This window comes from Terrabacter sp. GCM10028922 (assembly GCF_042666095.1).
In the GTDB taxonomy this organism is placed as follows: Bacteria; Actinomycetota; Actinomycetes; order Actinomycetales; family Dermatophilaceae; genus Terrabacter.
This window is the reverse complement of record NZ_JBHTFG010000010.1, coordinates 443,765-460,776: the sequence shown is the minus strand read 5'-3', so window position 1 is coordinate 460,776 and position 17,012 is coordinate 443,765. Positions and strand designations below refer to the sequence as shown.

The following is a 17,012-nucleotide window of genomic DNA, read 5'->3' as shown; positions in this document are numbered from 1 at the left end:
GGGGTCCATGGCACCCGTGGCACATTCCTCCTACGACGTCGACCGGATCCGCTGGCACTTCCCGGCCCTCCGCGAGGGAGCCGCGCACTTCGACGGGCCCGGCGGCTCGCAGGTGCCCGACGCCGTCGCCACCGCGGTCGTCGGCACGCTGACCTCGGCGATCTCGAACCGCGGCACCGTGACCCCCGCCGAGCGGCGCGCCGACCGGATCGTCCTCGCGGCGCGTGCTGCGATGGCCGACCTGCTCGCCGTCGACCCGGGGAGCGTCGTGTTCGGCAGGTCCGCGACGGAGCTGACCTTCCACCTGGCCCGCACGCTTTCCGGCGACTGGGGACCCGGCGACGAGGTCGTCGTCACCCGGCTCGACCACGACGCCAACGTGCGGCCGTGGGTCCTCGCCGCCGAGGCGCGCGGCGCAACGGTGCGCTGGGCCGAGTTCGACCCAGCCACAGGCGAGCTCGCGCCGGATGCCGTGGGGGCCGTCATCACGGGGCGCACCCGCCTCGTAGCCGTCACCGCGGCGTCCAACCTCATCGGCACCCGCCCCGACGTGCGCGCCGTCGCGGACCTCGCCCACGCGGTCGGCGCGCTGCTCTGGGTGGACGGCGTGCACGCGACGGCGCACGTCACCACGGACGTGCCGGCGAGCGGAGCCGACTTCTGGGTCTGCTCGCCGTACAAGTTCCTCGGCCCGCACCTCGGCGTGCTCGCCGCGGCGCCTGGTCTGCTCGAGACCCTGCACCCCGACAAGCTGGTGCCGTCGTCCGATGCGGTGCCGGAGCGGTTCGAGCTCGGCACGCTGCCCTACGAGCTGCTCGCCGGCACGACGGCGGCCGTCGACTTCCTCGCCGATCTCGTGCTGCCCGACCCGTCTGCACCACGCCGTGACCGGCTCGTCGCGTCCTTCACCGCTCTCGAGGAGCATGAGGACGCCCTCCTGGCCACGCTCGAAGCCCGGCTGCGCGCGATCCCCGGCCTCACGGCATACAGCAACGCGAAGCGTCGCACGCCGACGCTGCTCGTGACGGTCGACGGCCACGACCCGCAGGCGCTGCGTGCCGCCCTCGCCGAGCGCGGGGTCAACGCGCCGGCCGGCAGCTTCTACGCGTGGGAGTGCAGCCACCACCTCGGCCTCGGCGCGGCCGGGGGTCTGCGGATGGGTCTCGCGCCCTACACCGACGCCGACGACGTCGACCGGCTCGCGACCGGGCTGGAGGAGATCTGCGGCCGGGCCCGAGCAACCCCCACGGCGCGAAGCCACTCGCACACGGGTGGCTCCGTCGCCTGAGGGTGGCTCGCCGGCACCACGGCCCTCACCACCCCCGTCACCGCGGCAGCTCCTCGATGCGGACGTCGACGACGACCCCGTCCCGCAGGTCGAGCAGCGCAAAGGTGCCTGCCGGCTGCCGTCGCCGGTCGGTGGGCGAGCCCGGGTTGAGGATCCGCAGGCCGTCAGCGGTCTCGTCCAGAGGGATGTGTGAGTGACCGAAGACGACGAGGTCGGCGCCGGGGAAGAGGCCACGCAGGCGCGATCCCCCGCCCTGCCGCTGGCCGCTGTCGTGCACCATGCCGACCTGGACACCCGCCAGGTCGAGCTGGAGGGTCTCGGGTGCGCCCCACTCCGCCACCTCCGGCACGTCGTTGTTGCCGACGACGACGTGGACGGGCGCGAAGGTCGAGAGCCAGTCGAGCACGTCAGGCGTGCACACGTCACCGGCGTGCAGGATGACCTCGGCCGCCTCGAGGTGCGGCAGCAGAGCCGGCGGGCAGCCCTTCCACCGGCGCGGGCTGTGCGTGTCGGAGAGCACCACCACCTTCATGGCCGCCGCCCGTCGTCGACCGTCGTGGTGAGCTCCATGGCCTCTCCTCCGGCTGCGTCTCGATGAGAGGGTGCGCCCCCGACGCTACGCCCCACCGGCGGCAGGACGATGATGGCGGTGAGGGCCCGACCGGCGTGCCCGACGAGGTCCAGGAGGTCAGGATGCGCATCGCGGTGCTCGGCACGGGCGGGATCGGCGGCTACTTCGGGGGGCGGCTCGCGGCGTCCGGACACGACGTCACCTTCGTCGCGCGCGGGGCCCACCTGGAGGCGATCCGCGAGACAGGACTTGCCGTCTCGAGCGTCGCGGGCGACGTGACGGTCCACCCCGCTAACGCCACGGACGACCCGGGGTCGATCGGGCCGGTCGACGTCGTCCTGCTCGCCGTCAAGACGTGGCAGCTGCCGCCGGTTCTCGAGGCCGTGGCCGGTCTCGTCCACGGCGACAGCGTGGTCGTGACGACCCAGAACGGCGTCGAGGCCCCCGACCGCGTGGCTGCTGTCGTCGGCCGCGAAGCGGTGCTCCCCGGCATCGCGAAGATCTTCGCCTACATCGACGGTCCCGGCCGCATCACGCACGCCGGCGGACCTGCATCGTTGGTCTTCGACGAGTGGTCACCCGCTCCCGGCGGCCCGTCCGACCGGGTGATGCGGCTGCGCGACGCCGTGACGGCATCCGGCGCCGTCTCACCCGCGCCCGAGGACATCTGGGCCGAGCTGTGGTCGAAGATGCTCTTCGTCGTGCCGTTCGGCGGGTTGGGAGCGGCCCTCGATGCCACGGTCGGGGAGCTGCGTTCGAAGCCCTCGAGCCGTGCCCTGCTCGAGGACGCGATGCACGAGGTCGAGGCGGTGGCGCGGGCGCGGGGCGTGCGCCTGCCGGACTCCGTCGTCGCGGGCACCATGGCGTTCGTCGACGACCAGCCACCGGAGGCGACCACTTCGCTCCAGCGCGACCTGCTCGCCGGCAAGCCCTCCGAGCTCGACGCGTGGACCGGGGCGGTCGTGCGGCTCGCGGCGGAGTCGGGTGTCGACGTGCCGCTGCACCGGCTGCTCCTCGAGGTGCTGACGACCCGTCACCCGCACGCGCTGCCGAGCTGACGGCATACGCACACGACCGCTCGCCGCCGCCCGCTCCTCAGAGGTCCGGGCGGCACACCCCGCGGCCGAGGACGGCGAGGCCACGACGGTCACCGTCGGCCGGGCCGTCGACCGAGCCGCCGGACTCGGACATCAGCTGTGAGCTGTCGGCCACGTGGTTGAGGCCGAGGACGTGGCCGACCTCGTGCTCGATGACGGCCCGGGCCGAGTCGGCGCGTCCGGCGCGCAGCAGGTCGGTCATCGCGTCGCGGTCGAGCCACACCGATCCCGTCACGTAGACGAGGACCCCGTCGCGGGCGGCGCGCGGCGTGCTGCCGCCGAGTCCCACCGTGCCGCCGGCGAGCCTCGGGATCTGTTCGGGCGTCGCGAAGGCGATGTAGACCGGCGCCCAACGGTCGCCGTAACGGTCCGGCTGGTAGGGGTCGCGCTCGGGCGTCGGGGCCTCGTCCGTCAGGCCGTCATCGATGAACTGCAGACCGCTCGCCAGCGACATCGTGGCAACGGCGTCACGGACGAGCACCTCACCACCCGGGGGCAGCCCGACCGAGCTCGTCGTGAAGTGGACGGGCCGACAAGGGTCGTACGCCACCGGGTCGGTGCCGCTCGGCTGGAGCCGCATGAACGTGTAGCCGCCCTGCCCCCTCGGCATCGTCGGCGGGGCCCCGAGCGGCGCCTGGGCTGCGCCGATACCTGCGGGCGGGGCGTCGACGCCGAGACCGTGCCGCGAGTCGAACGGCCGGGCCTGCCAGAGCCACATGGGCACGGCCAGCACGAGGACGGCCAGCACGGCCATCCCCGGCCAGAGGAGTCGGCTCGGGTGTGGCGACGTCGCCCGGTGCCGGCCGGGCGCGCGAATGTAGGACCCCTGACGCATGTTCAGCAATATGCCGTGTACCGCCCGTCGTGTCGCATCGAGGACCAGCGATCGGCGCCGGCCGCCCCCCTGACGTACCCGCAAGGGCGGGCCGAGCCATGCTGTGGGCAGGTCCGTGGGCAGGTCCGGGCGGCGCGGAGCAGGTGGGCTAGGTTCTGCGTCCGTGGAGTGGTTCGAGCTCGTACGCGACCGGGTGGTCCCGGCGACCGGTGACGTGGCCCTGTCGGCTCCCCGGGTCGTCGTCGTCCTCGCCGTCGCCCTCGCGCTCATCGTCGTCGATCCGCTCTGGCGGGTCGTGCGCCTCGTCGTGACCCTCGTCCACGAGCTCGGGCACGCGGTCGTCGGGGTCCTCGTCGGTCGCCGGTTCACGGGTTTCGTGCTGCGGGGTGACATGTCCGGCCACGCCGTCACCCGGGGGCCCGTACGGGGGCCGGGCCGCGTGGCCTCGACCTGGGCCGGCTACCCGGTGCCCGCGATCCTGGGCGCCGGCATGGTGTGGGCGGCGGGGCGCGGCTGGTCGGCGCCCCTCGTCACGGCGGGGCTGGCCGTCCTCCTGTTCGCCCTCGTCCGGGTCCGCTCGGCGCTGACTGTCGTCGTCATGGCCGTCGCGATCGCCGCGTCGGGTGCGCTCTGGTGGTGGCGGGACGACACGCTCCAGCCGCAGGTGCTGGTGGGCCTCGGCGTCGTGCTCCTCGTCGGGGCGTGGCGTCACCTCGGCGCGGTGCTGCGCGACCGCAGCCGCGGCAGCGACCCCGGCGTGCTCGCCTCGCTGACTCACGTGCCACGCGCCGTGTGGAACGGGTCGTTCGTCGTGGTGTGCGCGCTCGCGACGTGGTTGGTCGCCGCAGAGGCCGTCGCAACCCTTCGCTGATCGTCCGCGAAATGGTCGTGAGGGCTCGCTCCGTATGGGTACGGGGAGCCCGGGCGCGGCGCCAGGGGGAGCCGCACCCACGTCGCGCCTCGTGCGCGGTCTGAGCCTCGGGGGAACGTCGCGGCTGGTGCACGGCTGGCCGTGACGCCAGCCCGGTGGCATAGGGGGACACACAAAGGTATGCCGCCGGGCTGGCTTGAGGCTCAGTTGAGGCTGAACGGAGGCAGCGGCGGACTGGCGACCGCGCCGAGCGCGGTTGCGAACTCGAGCTCACGCTGCGTCAGCTGGAGTCCGAGCCGCAGACGCGACTCGGTGTCATTGCTCTCGAGCAGACGCTGGCGGTCGGCCACGTCGAGGCTCACGGTGTCGGGCACGGCATACGCGAGCGCCCTGTCGTCGATGGGGATCTCCGCCTCCTGACCCGTGGCGGCCGCGAAGTCGGTCAGCTCCGAGCGCAGCCGGGCGGCGAGCTCGACGATCGTGGCCGCGTCACCGTCGGGCTCGGGGAGCCACGTGACGCGCCCGGTGGCGTACGGGGTGCCGGCGTCACCGTCGATCGCATCGAGGCGGAAGCGGTCGGTGCCCTCCGAGATGACGATGAAGCGTTCGCCCTCGAGGGCGGCTGCCTGCGTCAGCAGGGCGCCACAGCCGACCGGGTGCAGCGCCCGCACCGCGTCCTCGCCCACCTCGTGACCCTCTCGGATGGCGACCACGCCGAACACCGGGGAGCGCTCGTCCTGGGCGTCGAGCAGGTCGTGGAGCAGCTGCACGTAGCGGGGCTCGAAGATCTGCAGCGGCAGCCGGGCCCCGGGCATGAGCACGGTGCCGAGCGGGAACAGCGGCAGGGTCGCCATGTGATCCAGCGTAGGTCGGCGCCGCAGGGCGCGACAGGTGCGCCGCCCGTCAGTCGGGCAGGCCCGACGCCATCCACTGGGTCGAGCCGAGCTCGTCGTCGCTGGTCCCCGCGGCGTGGGCTCCACGGGACTCGTCGGCGAGCTCCTCGACCGCCTCCATGAGGTCCGCCGGAGAGCCGTTGATGGCGGTGGCGAGCCCGAGCGCGAGGCCTCTGACCTCCTGGTCGCCGAGCCCCAGGCGGATGGCGACGGCCGCGGCGTTGGCAGGACGCCTCTCCGGGTCCTTCTCCAGGCACTCCAGGATGAGGTCGCGCAGGTCCTCCGGGACGTCGTCGGGCAGCGGCGGCGACGGCTCGTTGACGTGGCTGAGGGCCGTCGCGATCGGGGTGCCCCGGTCGAACGGCCGCTGACCCGAGAGCATCTCGTGCGCGACGACGCCGAGGGCGTACAGGTCACTCGCCCCCGTCGCCGCGTGACCGAGCGCCTGCTCCGGGCTGATGTAGTTCGGCGTGCCCAGCATCTCGCCGTGCTGCGTGTGCCCGGACGCATCGAGCGCGCGCGCGATGCCGAAGTCGGTCAGCTTCACCAGACCGTCCTCGCGGACCATGATGTTCGCGGGCTTGACGTCGCGGTGCACGACCCGAGCCTCGTGCGCCACGCCGAGCGCGAGGGCTGCCTGACCGATGATCGAGCGAACCTCGTGCGGCGAGAGGGGCCCGCGCTTCCGGAGGATCGCCGAGAGCGGCTCACCCTCGACGAGCTCCATGACGAGGAAGGCGAGTCCGTCGTCCTTGCCGTAGTCGAAGACGGTCGCGATGTTCGTGTGCAGCAGCGCCGCAGAGTGAACGGCCTCGTCGTGGAACCTCAGGGCGAAGAGGCGCTCGTGGTCGGTGTCGGGCCGCATGACCTTGACCGCGACGGGACGCTGCAGCACGTCGTCCGTGCCGGCCCACACGTCGGCCATGCCGCCGGAGGCGATACGCCGCTCGAGTCGATAGCGGCCGCCGAGGACGAACCCTTCGTGCAAGCGGTTCATGTGAGGGGGCACCTGTGCCTTTCGGACGGAAGGTGCACGTCAGTCGACATTCTCAGGGGCCTTCGTCAGCAGAAATGGTAGTTGACCAGAGCGGTGGTCAGCGTCCAGCGGCCCGGTCTCGGCAGCTCGCCCCCGCGCAGGGCTCCCGCCTACATACCCCGGCCGAAGCGGTCCGCAACACCCCATCGGCGCGTCGTGCACGAGCGGTCGTCTGGCGCGAGGGGGAGCCGTCGTCGAAGGGCCCCGGCACGCGAAAAGGGCCCCAGCTCCGAGAACTGGGGCCCTTCGTCATCGCGTGCGCGAGGGGGGATTTGAACCCCCACGCCCTTTCGGACACTGGCACCTGAAGCCAGCGCGTCTGCCGTTCCGCCACTCGCGCGTGACAAGAGGACAGTGTGCTGCATACCCGACGAGTTCGCCAAACCGGCCCACACCGGCGCGCCGGTCAGTGCCGCGCCGCCCCCCGCCGCCCACTTCCTCGCCCACATCCTCGGCCAGCTTGGCCTCGAGACCGTCGAGGCCCAGGTCCAGCCCGAAGTCGAACGTGATCGTCATCCCGTGATCCCACACGGCATACGCCGACGTCGTATGCCGTGTGGCCCCGGAACGAGCGCTCAGCCGCCGTGCGGCTCGCCCAGCCGGTAGTCGGGCGTCGCGAAGCCCCCACCGAGCAGACCCGGAGCTTCGCTCGGGTCGCGCCGCTCGACCTCCGCGGCGTACGCCTCGGCGTCGTCCTGTGGGTCGAAGCCGATCCCGAGGCCCGGGGCCAGGTCGACACGGCGGCGCGTGTTGCGCGAGACGCCCCAGACGACGTGGTGACCGGCGGCCTCCGTCGTCAGGGCCGCGTGGACGAGGCGGGCCATGTCGTCACCCGACAGCCAGGACTGCAACGAGCGGGGCGCCTCCGGCTCGTCGCCGAAGGTCATGATGCGTGCACTGACGACCGTCATCCCGAACCGGCCTGCGTAGAGGGCCCCGAGCGCCTCGAGCGCCGCCTTGCTCACTCCGTAGTACGTGTCAGGGGCCGGCAGCGGCATGCCCGACCGGGCCGCCTCTGAGTCGACCGGCACGAACCCGGCCGCGTGGACGGAGCTCGCGAGCAGCATCCGTCGCACGCCCGCGAGTCGCGCTGCCTCGCACACCGCGCGGGTGCCGTCGATGTTGACGGCGAGGATGTCGGCCCAGAGCTGCTCGTCGGAGTACGCGCCGAGGTGCACGACGAGGTCGGCCCCCGCGAACGCCGCGGCCTGACCGTCCACGTCGCGCAGGTCGGCCTCGACGGCCCGCTCGAGCTCCTCGTCGACGTCGTCGAGACGCACGCCGACACCGTCGACGAGCACCAGCCGGTGACCCGCAGCGCGCAGCCTCGGCCGCAGCGCGGTCGCGATGCGGCCGGCGGCGCCGGTCAGCGCGAGAAGGGCCACGTCAGCCGCACCTGCTCTCGAGAGGCCGGGCCGGGCGCCGCGTCAGAGACCGTCGACGACGACGGCGGCCATCTCCATGCACGCGTCGTGCGTCTTCTTGCTGATCTTCAGCGGGTCGAGGTGCAGGCCCGGCGCGAGCATCGGGTCGTACGGGATGTCGACGACCGCTCGAACCCACTGCTCGAAGTGCTCACGGGTGTGCACACCGGCGCCGATGTCGTTGCCCTTGGCCGACGTGTGGGAGATGACGCAGACGGCGTTGCGCACGAGGTCGCCCCGGCCCATCGCGACGAGCGCGTCGAGGTTCTTCGCCGCGACGACCGACGTGTCGTCCTTGAGCGAGGTCGCGAAGACGAGCATGTCGGCGCGGGCCGCGGCCGCCAGCCAGTTGGGCGAGAGGCGGTTGTTGCCCGTGTCGACGACGATCATCCGGTAGAAGCGCGAGAGCTGCGTGTGGAGGTCCTCGAACTCCTGCTCACCGATGATGCGCATGGCCTCGTCGTCGTCGGCCGACGCGAGCACGTCGAAGGAGAGCCCCCGCTGCTCGCGCACCCAGTGCTCGAGCTCGGACGTGCCGGCGTTGGGGTCGTTGGCGATCGTGGGCAGCGCCCCGAGCAGGTCGACGACCGTGCGGTGGTGGCTCTGCGACGGGGCGCGCATGCCGAGCGTCCCCTCGGTCTCGTTGTTGTCCCACGCGAGCACCGAGCCCGAGCGGTAGCGCCCGAGGTAGCTCGCGAGCATGAGCGTGACGAGGGTCTTGCCGCCACCGCCCTTGGTGTTGATGACCATGATCGTCTTGCGGCCGTTGAGCGGACGGGCGATGCGGTCGATGCGGTCGCGCTCGAGCAGCTCCTTGACGCTGGGGCCCAGGCCGAACGCCTTGCGCAGGCCCGAGTTGGCCTTGACCTTCTGCCGCTCCCCCTTGGAGCGGGCCGTGATGAGGTCCTCCGCGCTCGGCCGGTCGGAGTTGCCCGATCGGGCCTCGGGCGTGAGGTCGTATGCCGTCTGGTGGGCGTCGTAGCCTCCCTCGGCGGCCGCCGCGGCCACGTCGGGGTCGACGGCCGGCCGGGCGGCATACGCCTGCTGAGCCGCGGTGTGGTCGTCGGAGTAGTGCGTCGCGCCGCCTGAGGCGTCCGCCGACGGGTCGGTCGTGGCGCCGGCGGGTGTCCAGCCGGAGTACTCCTCCTCGGAGGCGGCGGCGGTGTCGGCGTTGTGCTGGAGGGTCGCCCAGTGCTGGGTCGCGTCGTCGACGGCCGCATTGGCCGCGGCGTCCGACGCGGCCGAGAGGCCGGGGTCTGACGGCTCCCACGGGGTCCAGCCGTTCTGGTCGCCGGCGCTGTCCTGGGCGCTGATGCTGTTGGTCGTCTCGGTGTCGTACTCGGCCGTGTACTCGCCGCCGTACTCATACGAGTCGGACCAGTCGTTGGCGCCGGTCCCTCCCGCGGCCACCGTGCCGCTGTCGCTCGGCTGCCAGGACGTGTCGTCCCAGGTGGAGCTCCACGGGTCGGCCGGGGTGTCGTCGACCTGACCCGCCGTCGTCGCTGTCGGGATCGGAAGGGTGAAACCGCCCGGGATGGAGTTGTTCGCGGGGAAGCCGGGAAGTCCCTGACCCTCGGTGCTACCGGTCTCGTCCTTGCTCATCGAGCCCTCCTTGCTGGCCTACCACGTGCGAGGACCCGCCTCGGGACCCCGTGCGATGGTCCCATGCTTCCGTGGGACATCAAACCCGCTGACCACGAGGTAAAGGGGCAGAACGGGAGTTTCGGGCACCCCGTACCCGGCCGCGGGTTGGAGGGTCGGGGGGTCGACCCGGTTACGATGAAGCGCCCGGCAGGAGCGCTCACCAGGAGGAGGAGACGGCGTGGGAATCATCAACCGTGTCGAGCACGGTCTCGCCAAGGCTGTCCACGGTGCCTTCGCCAAGGCGTTCAAGTCGGAGGTCCAGCCGGTCGAGATCGCCTCCGCGATCCGCCGTGCCATGGACGACCGTGCAGCGCTGCTCGGCCACGGCCGGGCCATGGTCCCCAACCTCTACACGATCGAGCTGAGCCAGACCGACTACGAGCGGCTCGGCGACTACGAGGAGGACCTCTCCGACGACCTCGTCGCGGCGGCCCAGGAGCACGCCGACTCGCAGGGCTACCAGCCGGGCGGGCCCCTCGAGGTTCAGCTCGTCGAGGGCGAGGGTCTCGAGACCGGCGTCTTCCGCGTCCGTCCCGCGACGGCCAAGCAGGCAGGACGCGAGAACGCCCAGGCGCCTCCGGCGCCGCGCCCGCACGCCAGCACGGGCACCGCCGTCGACGAGGCCCCCGTGCAGCGTCCCGCGCCGCGGTCCAACCCGTCGGCCCGTCCCTGGCTCGACATCGGGGGCGACCGCTACCCGCTGCTCGGAAGCCTGACGACCCTCGGCCGCGACGAGACCGCCGACATCGTCATCGACGACCCGGGCGTGTCCCGCCGCCACAGCGAGATCCGGGTGACGACCGACGGACCGCACCTCGTGACCTCGATCCGCGACCTCAACTCCACCAACGGCACCTTCGTCAACGGTGAGCGCGTCTCGAGCCAGCGGCTCCAGGACGGCGACCGCCTGACGATCGGCCGCACGACCGCGACCTTCCGCGCCGGGCGCCGGTGAGAGCACGATGAAGATCACGATGAAGGCCTTGGACCACGCCCGTCCGGTGATGACCTGTGGTGACGCATGAGTGAACTCACCCTGACCCTGCTGCGGCTGGGTCTGCTCGCGCTGCTGTGGATCTTCATCTTCAGCGTCGTCGGCGTGCTCCGCACCGACATCTACGGCACCGCCGTGAACAGGCGCGGCCAGCGCAAGGCAGCCAAGCAGGCGCAGGCGAAGGACCGCCAACCCAGCGCACGCCGAACCCCCGTCCCCTCGCCCGGCGGCGGGGGCGCGGCCGCCGCAGCAGGGGCAGCCGGCGCGGCGCCTGCGGCGGAGGCCGGGTCGGGCGCGTCCGGGTGGCGCGGACGGGGCCGGGGCAAGAGCGTCCCGACGAGGCTCGTCGTCACCGAGGGCCCGCTCACCGGCACGTCGCTGCCGCTCCGCAGCGGCGGCGTCCTCATCGGCCGCAACCCGGAGTGCGCGCTCGTGCTCGACGATGACTACGCATCGGGCCGGCACTGCCGCATCTACCCCGACACCTCCGGCCGCGACGGCTGGGTCGTCGAGGACCTCGGCTCCACCAACGGCACCTTCATCGGTCGCGACCGGCTGACCGGCTCGCGACCCGTCGAGGTCGGCACCACGCTGCGGATCGGCAAGACCGTCCTCGAACTGCGAGGTTGAGCCGATGGCCATCGCCCTGCGCTACGCCGCGCGCTCCGACCTCGGGCTGGGACCCAAGTCCCGCAACGAGGACTCGGGATACGCCGGCCCCAACCTGCTCGTCCTCGCGGACGGCATGGGCGGGCACGCTGCAGGCGACGTCGCCAGCTCGATGATCGTCGGCGAGCTCGCCCCGCTCGACGAGGAGGACGTCACCGCCGACCAGGCGATCCCGCTCCTCGAGGAGGCGCTGCACGCCGCGAACGCCAAGCTCACCAAGGCGATGCGCGAGAACTCCGACCTCGCCGGCATGGGCAGCACGACGATCGTCATGCTCCGCACGGGCAACAAGCTCGCGATGGCCCACATCGGAGACTCCCGGGCCTTCATGCTGCGAGGCGACACGTTCTCGCAGATCACGAAGGACCACTCCTTCGTGCAGCAGCTCATCGACGAGGGCCGCATCTCCAGGGAGGAGGCCGGTCACCACCCGCAGCGCTCGGTCGTCACCCGCGTCATGACCGGCCAGCCCGACGACGAGCCCGACACGTCACTGCGCGAGGCGAAGATCGGCGACCGTTTCCTGCTCTGCTCCGACGGCCTGTCGGACTTCGTCGGCGCGGACGTCATCGAGGAGATCGTCCGCGAGGCACGCACTCCGGCCGAGGCCGCCGACCGGTGCATCGAGGTCGCCCTCAAGGCCAGCACGCGCGACAACGTGACCGTCATCGTCGCGGAGGTCGTCGACGCCGACGGCGACGACCTGCCGACCACGGTGCCGCAGGTCGTCGGCGCCGCCGGCAGACGCATGCGGGGCCGCACGCGCGCCATCCCGACGAGCCCTGCCGAGAAGGCGGCGGCCCTGTCGCGCCAGGCCACCGGCCGCTCCGACGCCGACGACGACTCGCTCGAGCTGGCCGAGGACCGCACCCGTTCGCGGCGCTCGAAGATCGTGACCCGCATCCTGGCCGCGCTCGTTATCGCCGCCATCCTCGGCGGCGGCGGGTACGCCGCCTGGGCGTGGTCGCAGAAGCAGTACTTCGTCGCCGCCGACGCCGGCCGCGTCGCCATCTTCCGAGGCGTCTCGCAGGACATCGGCCCGATCACCCTCTCGCACCTCGAGTCACAGTCCGACGTGCGCGTCTCCGACCTGCCGGTCGACGTGCAGGGCTCGGTCGGCAACACGATCTCGGCACGTGACCTCGCGGACGCACGGACCAAGGTCGACGCCCTGCGCACGGAGGCGCAGCGCTGCCAGCACCTCGCCCAGACCGGCACGCCGTGCGGCACGAGCCCGACGCCCACCCCGTCGACGGTGCCCTCGACGCCGCCGAGCACCGCGCCGACCACGCCCACCGTGCCGCGGCCGAGCACGACGGCGCCGAAGCCGACCACGACGACCCCGCCGCGCGTCGCCGCCGCCGGTGGTCCCGGCGCCATCGGGGAGGTCGCGTGACGACGACCGTCGAGCCCTTGACCCCGCGCACGCGCCGCGGCGCCGAGCTGCTCCTGCTGCTGCTCGCGGTCGCCATCGTCATGATGGCGTGGGTCACGACCGACCTCAACCGCAACGGCACGGTCCCGGCCAACATCATCCCGGTCGCGGGCGGATTCACCGTCCTCGCGCTCGGCGTGCACCTGGTGCTGCGCTGGAAGGCCGCCTACGCCGACCCCGTGCTCCTGCCGATCACGACCGTCCTCAACGGTCTGGGGCTCGTCATGATCCACCGCCTCGACCTGGCCGCGGGCAAGCTCGGCGCCGACGGCGACGCGTACCGCCAGATCATCTGGACGACGCTCGCCGTCGCCCTCGCCGTCGGCGTCCTATTCGCCCTGCGTGACCACCGGCTGCTGCGCCGCTACACCTTCGTGACAATGGCCGTCGGATTCGTGCTGCTCCTGCTGCCGCTCGTGCCCGGCATCGGCCGCACGATCAACGGCTCGCAGATCTGGATCTCCATCGGACCGATGAACTTCCAGCCCGGTGAGTTCGCCAAGATCGCCCTCGCCATCTTCTTCGCCGGCTACCTCGTGCAGACCCGAGACGTGCTCTCGCTGGCAGGCAAGAAGGTCCTCGGCTTCACGTTCCCGCGCGGACGCGACCTCGGCCCGATCCTCGTCGCATGGGTCCTCGCCCTGCTCATCCTCGTCTTCCAGAAGGACCTCGGCTCGGCCCTGCTGTTCTTCGGCCTCTTCGTCGCGATGCTCTACGTCGCGACGGAGCGCGTCTCGTGGATCGCGATCGGCCTGCTCCTCTTCGCCGCGGCCGTCGCCTTCGCACTGTCGGCGTTCACGCACTTCCAGAAGCGCGTCGACCTGTGGCTCGACCCGTTCTCGCAGGACAACCTCGAACGCTCCAACCAGCTCGCGAACGGTCTGTGGGGCATGGCTTCCGGCGGCCTCACCGGTACCGGCCTCGGCGCCGGTCGGCCGTACCTCACGTCGTTCGCGGAGAGCGACTTCATCTTCCCGAGCCTCGGTGAGGAGCTCGGCCTCTTCGGCGCCGTCGCGATCATCGTGCTCTACCTGTTGTTCTGCGAGCGTGGCATCCGCACGGCGCTCGGCGTGCGTGACGGCTTCGGCAAGCTCCTCGCCATCGGGTTGTCGTTCTCGGTCGCCTTCCAGCTGTTCATCGTCATCGGCGGCGTCACGCGCGTCATCCCGCTGACCGGCCTGACGACCCCCTTCATGTCGCTCGGCGGCTCGTCCCTCCTCGCCAACTGGGTGATCATGGCCCTGCTCCTGCGCATCTCCGACCAGGCCCGCCGACCGATGCCCGAGATGCCCGTCGGGGTCGCCGCCGACGAGCCGGCACCGGCCGAGCTGACCCAGGTGGTGAAGCTGCCGTGAACACCCCCATCCGTCGGCTCTCCGTCCTCATCGCGTGCCTCTTCACGGCCCTGCTCGTCGCCTCGACGATCGTGCAGTTCGCCCAGGCGAAGTCCCTCGGTGCGATGGCGACCAACAAGCGCACCCTCCTCGACAACTACTCACGGGAGCGCGGCTCGATCATCGTCGGCGGCCAGGCCGTCGCGAAGTCGGTGCCCGTCGAGGACCAGTACCGCTTCCTGCGCAGCTATCCCCAGGGTGAGCTGTACTCCCAGCTGACCGGCTTCTACTCGTACTCCGTCGGCGCGCCGTACGGCCTCGAGCACGCGTCCGACGACCTCCTCTCGGGTGACGCCGACACGCTGTTCGTGCGCCGCATGACCGACCTCATCACGGGCCGCAAGACCTCCGGCGCGACGGTCGAGCTGACCATCGACCCCAAGGCGCAGGCCGCGGCCGACGAGGCCCTCGGCGACAGCCAGGGTGCGGTCGTCGCGCTCGACCCGAAGACCGGCGCGATCCTGGCCATGGTCAGCCACCCGACGTACGACCCCAACCCGCTCTCGAGCCACGACCTGTCCAAGGCCGCAAAGGCCTGGCAGTCGCTGTCGACCGACAAGGGCAAGGCCTACCTCAACCGGGCCATCAGTGGCGTGTACCCGCCCGGGTCCACCTTCAAGGTCGTCACGGCCGCGGCCGCGCTCGAAGACGGCATCGCCACCGACGAGGGCTCAACGGTCCCCGGCCCGGCCAAGCTCGACCTGCCGCTGACGAGCACCAACCTGCCCAACGAGAACGGCCAGGCGTGCGGGCCCGGCGACGAGACCACCCTGATCCACGCGCTCGAGATCTCGTGCAACACCGCGTTCGGCTCGCTCGGTCTGGAGCTCGGCGGCGAGAAGCTGAGAGCGCAGGCCGCCAAGTTCGGCTTCGGCGACTCCCTGCAGGTGCCGATGCGGGTCGCGACGAGCTCGGTGCCGGCCGACCTCAACGCGCCGCAGGCCGCGCAGGCCGCGATCGGTCAGTACGACGTGCGCACGACCCCGTTGCAGATGGCGATGGTGGCGGCCGGGATCGCCAACGGCGGCCGGGTCATGACGCCGTACCTCATCGAGTCCGTGCGCAGCGCCAACCTCGACATCATCGAGTCGACGCCCGATCCGGTGGAGCTCTCGCAGGCGGTGTCGGAGCAGACCGCCTCGACCCTGACGAAGATGATGGTGTCCGTCGTGCAGAACGGCAGCGGCGCGCGGGCGCAGATCGACGGCGTCGAGGTGGCCGGCAAGACCGGTACCGCGCAGCACGACCCCGACAAGCCCCCGCACGCGTGGTTCATCTCCTTCGCGCCCGCCACCGACCCCAAGGTCGCCGTCGCGGTCGTCGTGGAGGACGGCGGCGTCACGGGCAGCGAGGTGGGCGGCGGCCGGGTCGCCGCGCCGATCGCCCGCGAGGTCATGGAGGCGGTGCTGAGCCGATGACACTCACGACCGGTGCGACGCTCGGTGGTCGCTACACCCTCGGCTCCGTCATCGCGGCGGGCGGCATGGGCGTCGTGTGGGAGGCCACCGACGAGGTGCTCCAGCGCGCCGTCGCCGTCAAGATCATGCGCGCGCCGGGTCCCGACGACGAGGCGTTCCTCGAGCGGTTCCGCGACGAGGCGCGTGGCAGCGCGTCGCTCCACCACCCCAACATCGCGGCCGTCTTCGACTACGGCGAGGAGGACGGCACGGCATACCTCGTGATGGAGCTCGTGCCGGGCCGCACCGTCAGCGAGCTCATCCACGCGCACCCCGACGGTATGCCGGCAGACGACGTGCGCTCGATCCTCGGTCAGGCCGCCCTCGCCCTCTCGGTCGCCCACGAGGCGGGCATGGTGCACCGCGACGTCAAGCCGGCCAACATCATCGTGACGCCCGTTGGGCAGGCGAAGCTCACCGACTTCGGCATCGCGCGCCTGGGCGCCGGGTCGGGCCACACGATCACCGGCGAAGTCCTCGGCACCCCTGACTACATCAGCCCCGAGCAGGCCCTCGGCGAGCCCGCCACCGCGGCGAGCGACGTCTACTCGCTCGGGGTCGTCGCACACGAGATGCTGACGGGCCGCAAGCCGTTCGACATGGGCACGCCGGTCGCGACCGCCCTCGCGCAGGTCAACGACCCGCCGCCGGACCTACCGGACACGGTGCCCGCAGACCTGCGCGCCATCGTCGTCGCGAGCCTCGCGAAGTCACCGGGCGACCGGCCCGCCGATGCCCGAACGGTGGCCGAGGCGACCGGTGTTCCGCTCGGTGCCCTGCCGGCGTCGTCCCCGCCGCCCGCGGACGACGCGACCGAGGTGCTCCCTACCGACGCCACCGAGGTGCTGGCCGACGCCACGACGACGGCCACGACCACGGCCGCCGTGCCGGCGCCGGTCCTGTCGGCACCGTCGCCGGTCGACGCGACGCGCGCCATGCCGATCACCGCGACTCGCGCCAGCCGGCACTCCGGCGGATCCACCTCGCGGACAAGCCGATCCGGTCAGCGCCGCTCTCGTTCCCGCTTGGCATGGCTGGCCGTCCCGGCAGTCGCCCTCGTCACCTGGGGGGCCTTCGCGCTGGGCAGCATCATGGGTGGACCCACCCCGGCCACCACCCCGACGGCCCCGCCCTCGCACACGGCCTCGGCCGGCACGCCGGCCCCGTCCACGAGCACCACGAGGTCGACGACGTCGCCCACACCGACGCACACGACGGCGACGACCGCGACGACGACCAAGCCCGTCGAGCCCACCACCCCCGAGCCGACCAAGCCGGGCAAGGGCAAGGGCAAGGGCGGCAAGGACAAGTGACATGACAGACCAGCCCGAGCAGCGCGACACAGGCGCCCGACGAGCGGACCAGGATGAACCACCAGCCGGACGAGCAGTTCCCCAACGAGCA

Annotated in this window: 15 protein-coding genes and 1 tRNA gene; 9 read left to right on the top strand and 7 right to left on the bottom strand. The window is 72.2% G+C overall.

Features of this window, described 5'->3' with window-relative positions:
• Positions 1–7 precede the first annotated feature (7 nt).
• A complete protein-coding gene (locus ACFQU3_RS12825) occupies positions 8–1,288 on the top strand; it encodes a cysteine desulfurase-like protein (RefSeq protein ID WP_385910309.1) in 1,281 nt (426 codons plus the stop codon).
• A gap of 37 nt (positions 1,289–1,325) precedes the next feature.
• On the opposite strand, the gene ACFQU3_RS12820 is transcribed toward ACFQU3_RS12825, so the two are convergent.
• On the bottom strand, positions 1,326–1,820 hold the full coding sequence (locus ACFQU3_RS12820) for a metallophosphoesterase family protein (RefSeq protein ID WP_385910307.1): 495 nt from the start codon (positions 1,818–1,820) through the stop codon (positions 1,326–1,328).
• 161 nt (positions 1,821–1,981) lie between these two features.
• Here ACFQU3_RS12820 and ACFQU3_RS12815 point away from each other — a divergent pair, with 161 nt between their 5' ends.
• Positions 1,982–2,917, top strand: a complete 936-nt coding sequence (locus ACFQU3_RS12815; RefSeq protein ID WP_385910305.1) for a 2-dehydropantoate 2-reductase — start codon at positions 1,982–1,984, stop codon at positions 2,915–2,917.
• Positions 2,918–2,954: 37 nt separating this feature from the next.
• On the opposite strand, the gene ACFQU3_RS12810 is transcribed toward ACFQU3_RS12815, so the two are convergent.
• Positions 2,955–3,791: a peptidase M10A and M12B matrixin and adamalysin gene (locus tag ACFQU3_RS12810; RefSeq protein ID WP_385910303.1), complete on the bottom strand. Its 837-nt coding sequence runs from the start codon at positions 3,789–3,791 to the stop codon at positions 2,955–2,957.
• Between the two features lie 163 nt (positions 3,792–3,954).
• On the opposite strand from ACFQU3_RS12810, the gene ACFQU3_RS12805 reads away from it, so the two are divergent.
• Positions 3,955–4,662, top strand: a complete 708-nt coding sequence (locus ACFQU3_RS12805; protein ID WP_385910301.1) for a M50 family metallopeptidase — start codon at positions 3,955–3,957, stop codon at positions 4,660–4,662.
• A gap of 203 nt (positions 4,663–4,865) precedes the next feature.
• On the opposite strand, the gene ACFQU3_RS12800 is transcribed toward ACFQU3_RS12805, so the two are convergent.
• From ACFQU3_RS12800 to ACFQU3_RS12780, 5 genes are all read right to left on the bottom strand, one after another.
• On the bottom strand, positions 4,866–5,516 hold the full coding sequence (locus ACFQU3_RS12800) for an LON peptidase substrate-binding domain-containing protein (RefSeq protein WP_385910299.1): 651 nt from the start codon (positions 5,514–5,516) through the stop codon (positions 4,866–4,868).
• 49 nt (positions 5,517–5,565) lie between these two features.
• Positions 5,566–6,552, bottom strand: a complete 987-nt coding sequence (locus tag ACFQU3_RS12795; protein ID WP_385910297.1) for a serine/threonine-protein kinase — start codon at positions 6,550–6,552, stop codon at positions 5,566–5,568.
• 296 nt (positions 6,553–6,848) lie between these two features.
• A tRNA-Leu gene (locus tag ACFQU3_RS12790) sits at positions 6,849–6,931 on the bottom strand.
• 235 nt (positions 6,932–7,166) lie between these two features.
• Positions 7,167–7,976, bottom strand: a complete 810-nt coding sequence (locus tag ACFQU3_RS12785) for an NAD-dependent epimerase/dehydratase family protein (RefSeq protein WP_385910295.1) — start codon at positions 7,974–7,976, stop codon at positions 7,167–7,169.
• A gap of 42 nt (positions 7,977–8,018) precedes the next feature.
• Positions 8,019–9,617, bottom strand: coding sequence for a MinD/ParA family protein (locus tag ACFQU3_RS12780; protein ID WP_385910293.1), 1,599 nt, complete (start codon positions 9,615–9,617; stop codon positions 8,019–8,021).
• Between the two features lie 220 nt (positions 9,618–9,837).
• Here ACFQU3_RS12780 and ACFQU3_RS12775 point away from each other — a divergent pair, with 220 nt between their 5' ends.
• The 6 genes from ACFQU3_RS12775 (at position 9,838) to ACFQU3_RS12750 (ending at position 16,921) form a co-directional block, all read left to right on the top strand.
• Entirely contained in the window at positions 9,838–10,614 is a 777-nt protein-coding gene (locus ACFQU3_RS12775; protein WP_385910291.1) for an FhaA domain-containing protein, read from the top strand.
• 66 nt (positions 10,615–10,680) lie between these two features.
• Positions 10,681–11,283, top strand: coding sequence for an FHA domain-containing protein (locus ACFQU3_RS12770; RefSeq protein WP_385910290.1), 603 nt, complete (start codon positions 10,681–10,683; stop codon positions 11,281–11,283).
• Between the two features lie 4 nt (positions 11,284–11,287).
• Positions 11,288–12,718, top strand: a complete 1,431-nt coding sequence (locus ACFQU3_RS12765; protein ID WP_385910289.1) for a protein phosphatase 2C domain-containing protein — start codon at positions 11,288–11,290, stop codon at positions 12,716–12,718.
• Positions 12,715–14,112 carry an FtsW/RodA/SpoVE family cell cycle protein gene (locus tag ACFQU3_RS12760; RefSeq protein WP_385910288.1) on the top strand — a complete coding sequence of 466 codons (1,398 nt, stop codon included), beginning with the start codon at positions 12,715–12,717 and terminating at the stop codon, positions 14,110–14,112. The genes ACFQU3_RS12765 and ACFQU3_RS12760 overlap by 4 nt, the downstream gene beginning before the upstream one ends.
• On the top strand, positions 14,109–15,569 hold the full coding sequence (locus tag ACFQU3_RS12755; protein WP_385910287.1) for a peptidoglycan D,D-transpeptidase FtsI family protein: 1,461 nt from the start codon (positions 14,109–14,111) through the stop codon (positions 15,567–15,569). Before ACFQU3_RS12760 ends, ACFQU3_RS12755 begins: the two co-directional genes overlap by 4 nt.
• Positions 15,566–16,921 (top strand): serine/threonine-protein kinase, encoded by a 1,356-nt coding sequence (locus ACFQU3_RS12750; protein ID WP_385910285.1) that lies wholly within the window; start codon positions 15,566–15,568, stop codon positions 16,919–16,921. Before ACFQU3_RS12755 ends, ACFQU3_RS12750 begins: the two co-directional genes overlap by 4 nt.
• Positions 16,922–17,012: the final 91 nt, after the last annotated feature.

What these genes read in the sequence shown, in the direction of transcription:
- ACFQU3_RS12800 (WP_385910299.1), bottom strand. Translation starts at nt 5,516, where the DNA reads ATGGCGACCCTGCCGCTGTTCCCGCTCGGCACCGTGCTCATGCCCGGG.
- ACFQU3_RS12780 (WP_385910293.1), bottom strand. Translation starts at nt 9,617, where the DNA reads ATGAGCAAGGACGAGACCGGTAGCACCGAGGGTCAGGGACTTCCCGGC.
- ACFQU3_RS12815 (WP_385910305.1), top strand. Translation starts at nt 1,982, where the DNA reads ATGCGCATCGCGGTGCTCGGCACGGGCGGGATCGGCGGCTACTTCGGG.
- ACFQU3_RS12820 (WP_385910307.1), bottom strand. Translation starts at nt 1,820, where the DNA reads ATGAAGGTGGTGGTGCTCTCCGACACGCACAGCCCGCGCCGGTGGAAG.
- ACFQU3_RS12810 (WP_385910303.1), bottom strand. Translation starts at nt 3,791, where the DNA reads ATGCGTCAGGGGTCCTACATTCGCGCGCCCGGCCGGCACCGGGCGACG.
- ACFQU3_RS12750 (WP_385910285.1), top strand. Translation starts at nt 15,566, where the DNA reads ATGACACTCACGACCGGTGCGACGCTCGGTGGTCGCTACACCCTCGGC.
- ACFQU3_RS12825 (WP_385910309.1), top strand. Translation starts at nt 8, where the DNA reads ATGGCACCCGTGGCACATTCCTCCTACGACGTCGACCGGATCCGCTGG.
- ACFQU3_RS12765 (WP_385910289.1), top strand. Translation starts at nt 11,288, where the DNA reads ATGGCCATCGCCCTGCGCTACGCCGCGCGCTCCGACCTCGGGCTGGGA.
- ACFQU3_RS12770 (WP_385910290.1), top strand. Translation starts at nt 10,681, where the DNA reads ATGAGTGAACTCACCCTGACCCTGCTGCGGCTGGGTCTGCTCGCGCTG.
- ACFQU3_RS12795 (WP_385910297.1), bottom strand. Translation starts at nt 6,552, where the DNA reads ATGAACCGCTTGCACGAAGGGTTCGTCCTCGGCGGCCGCTATCGACTC.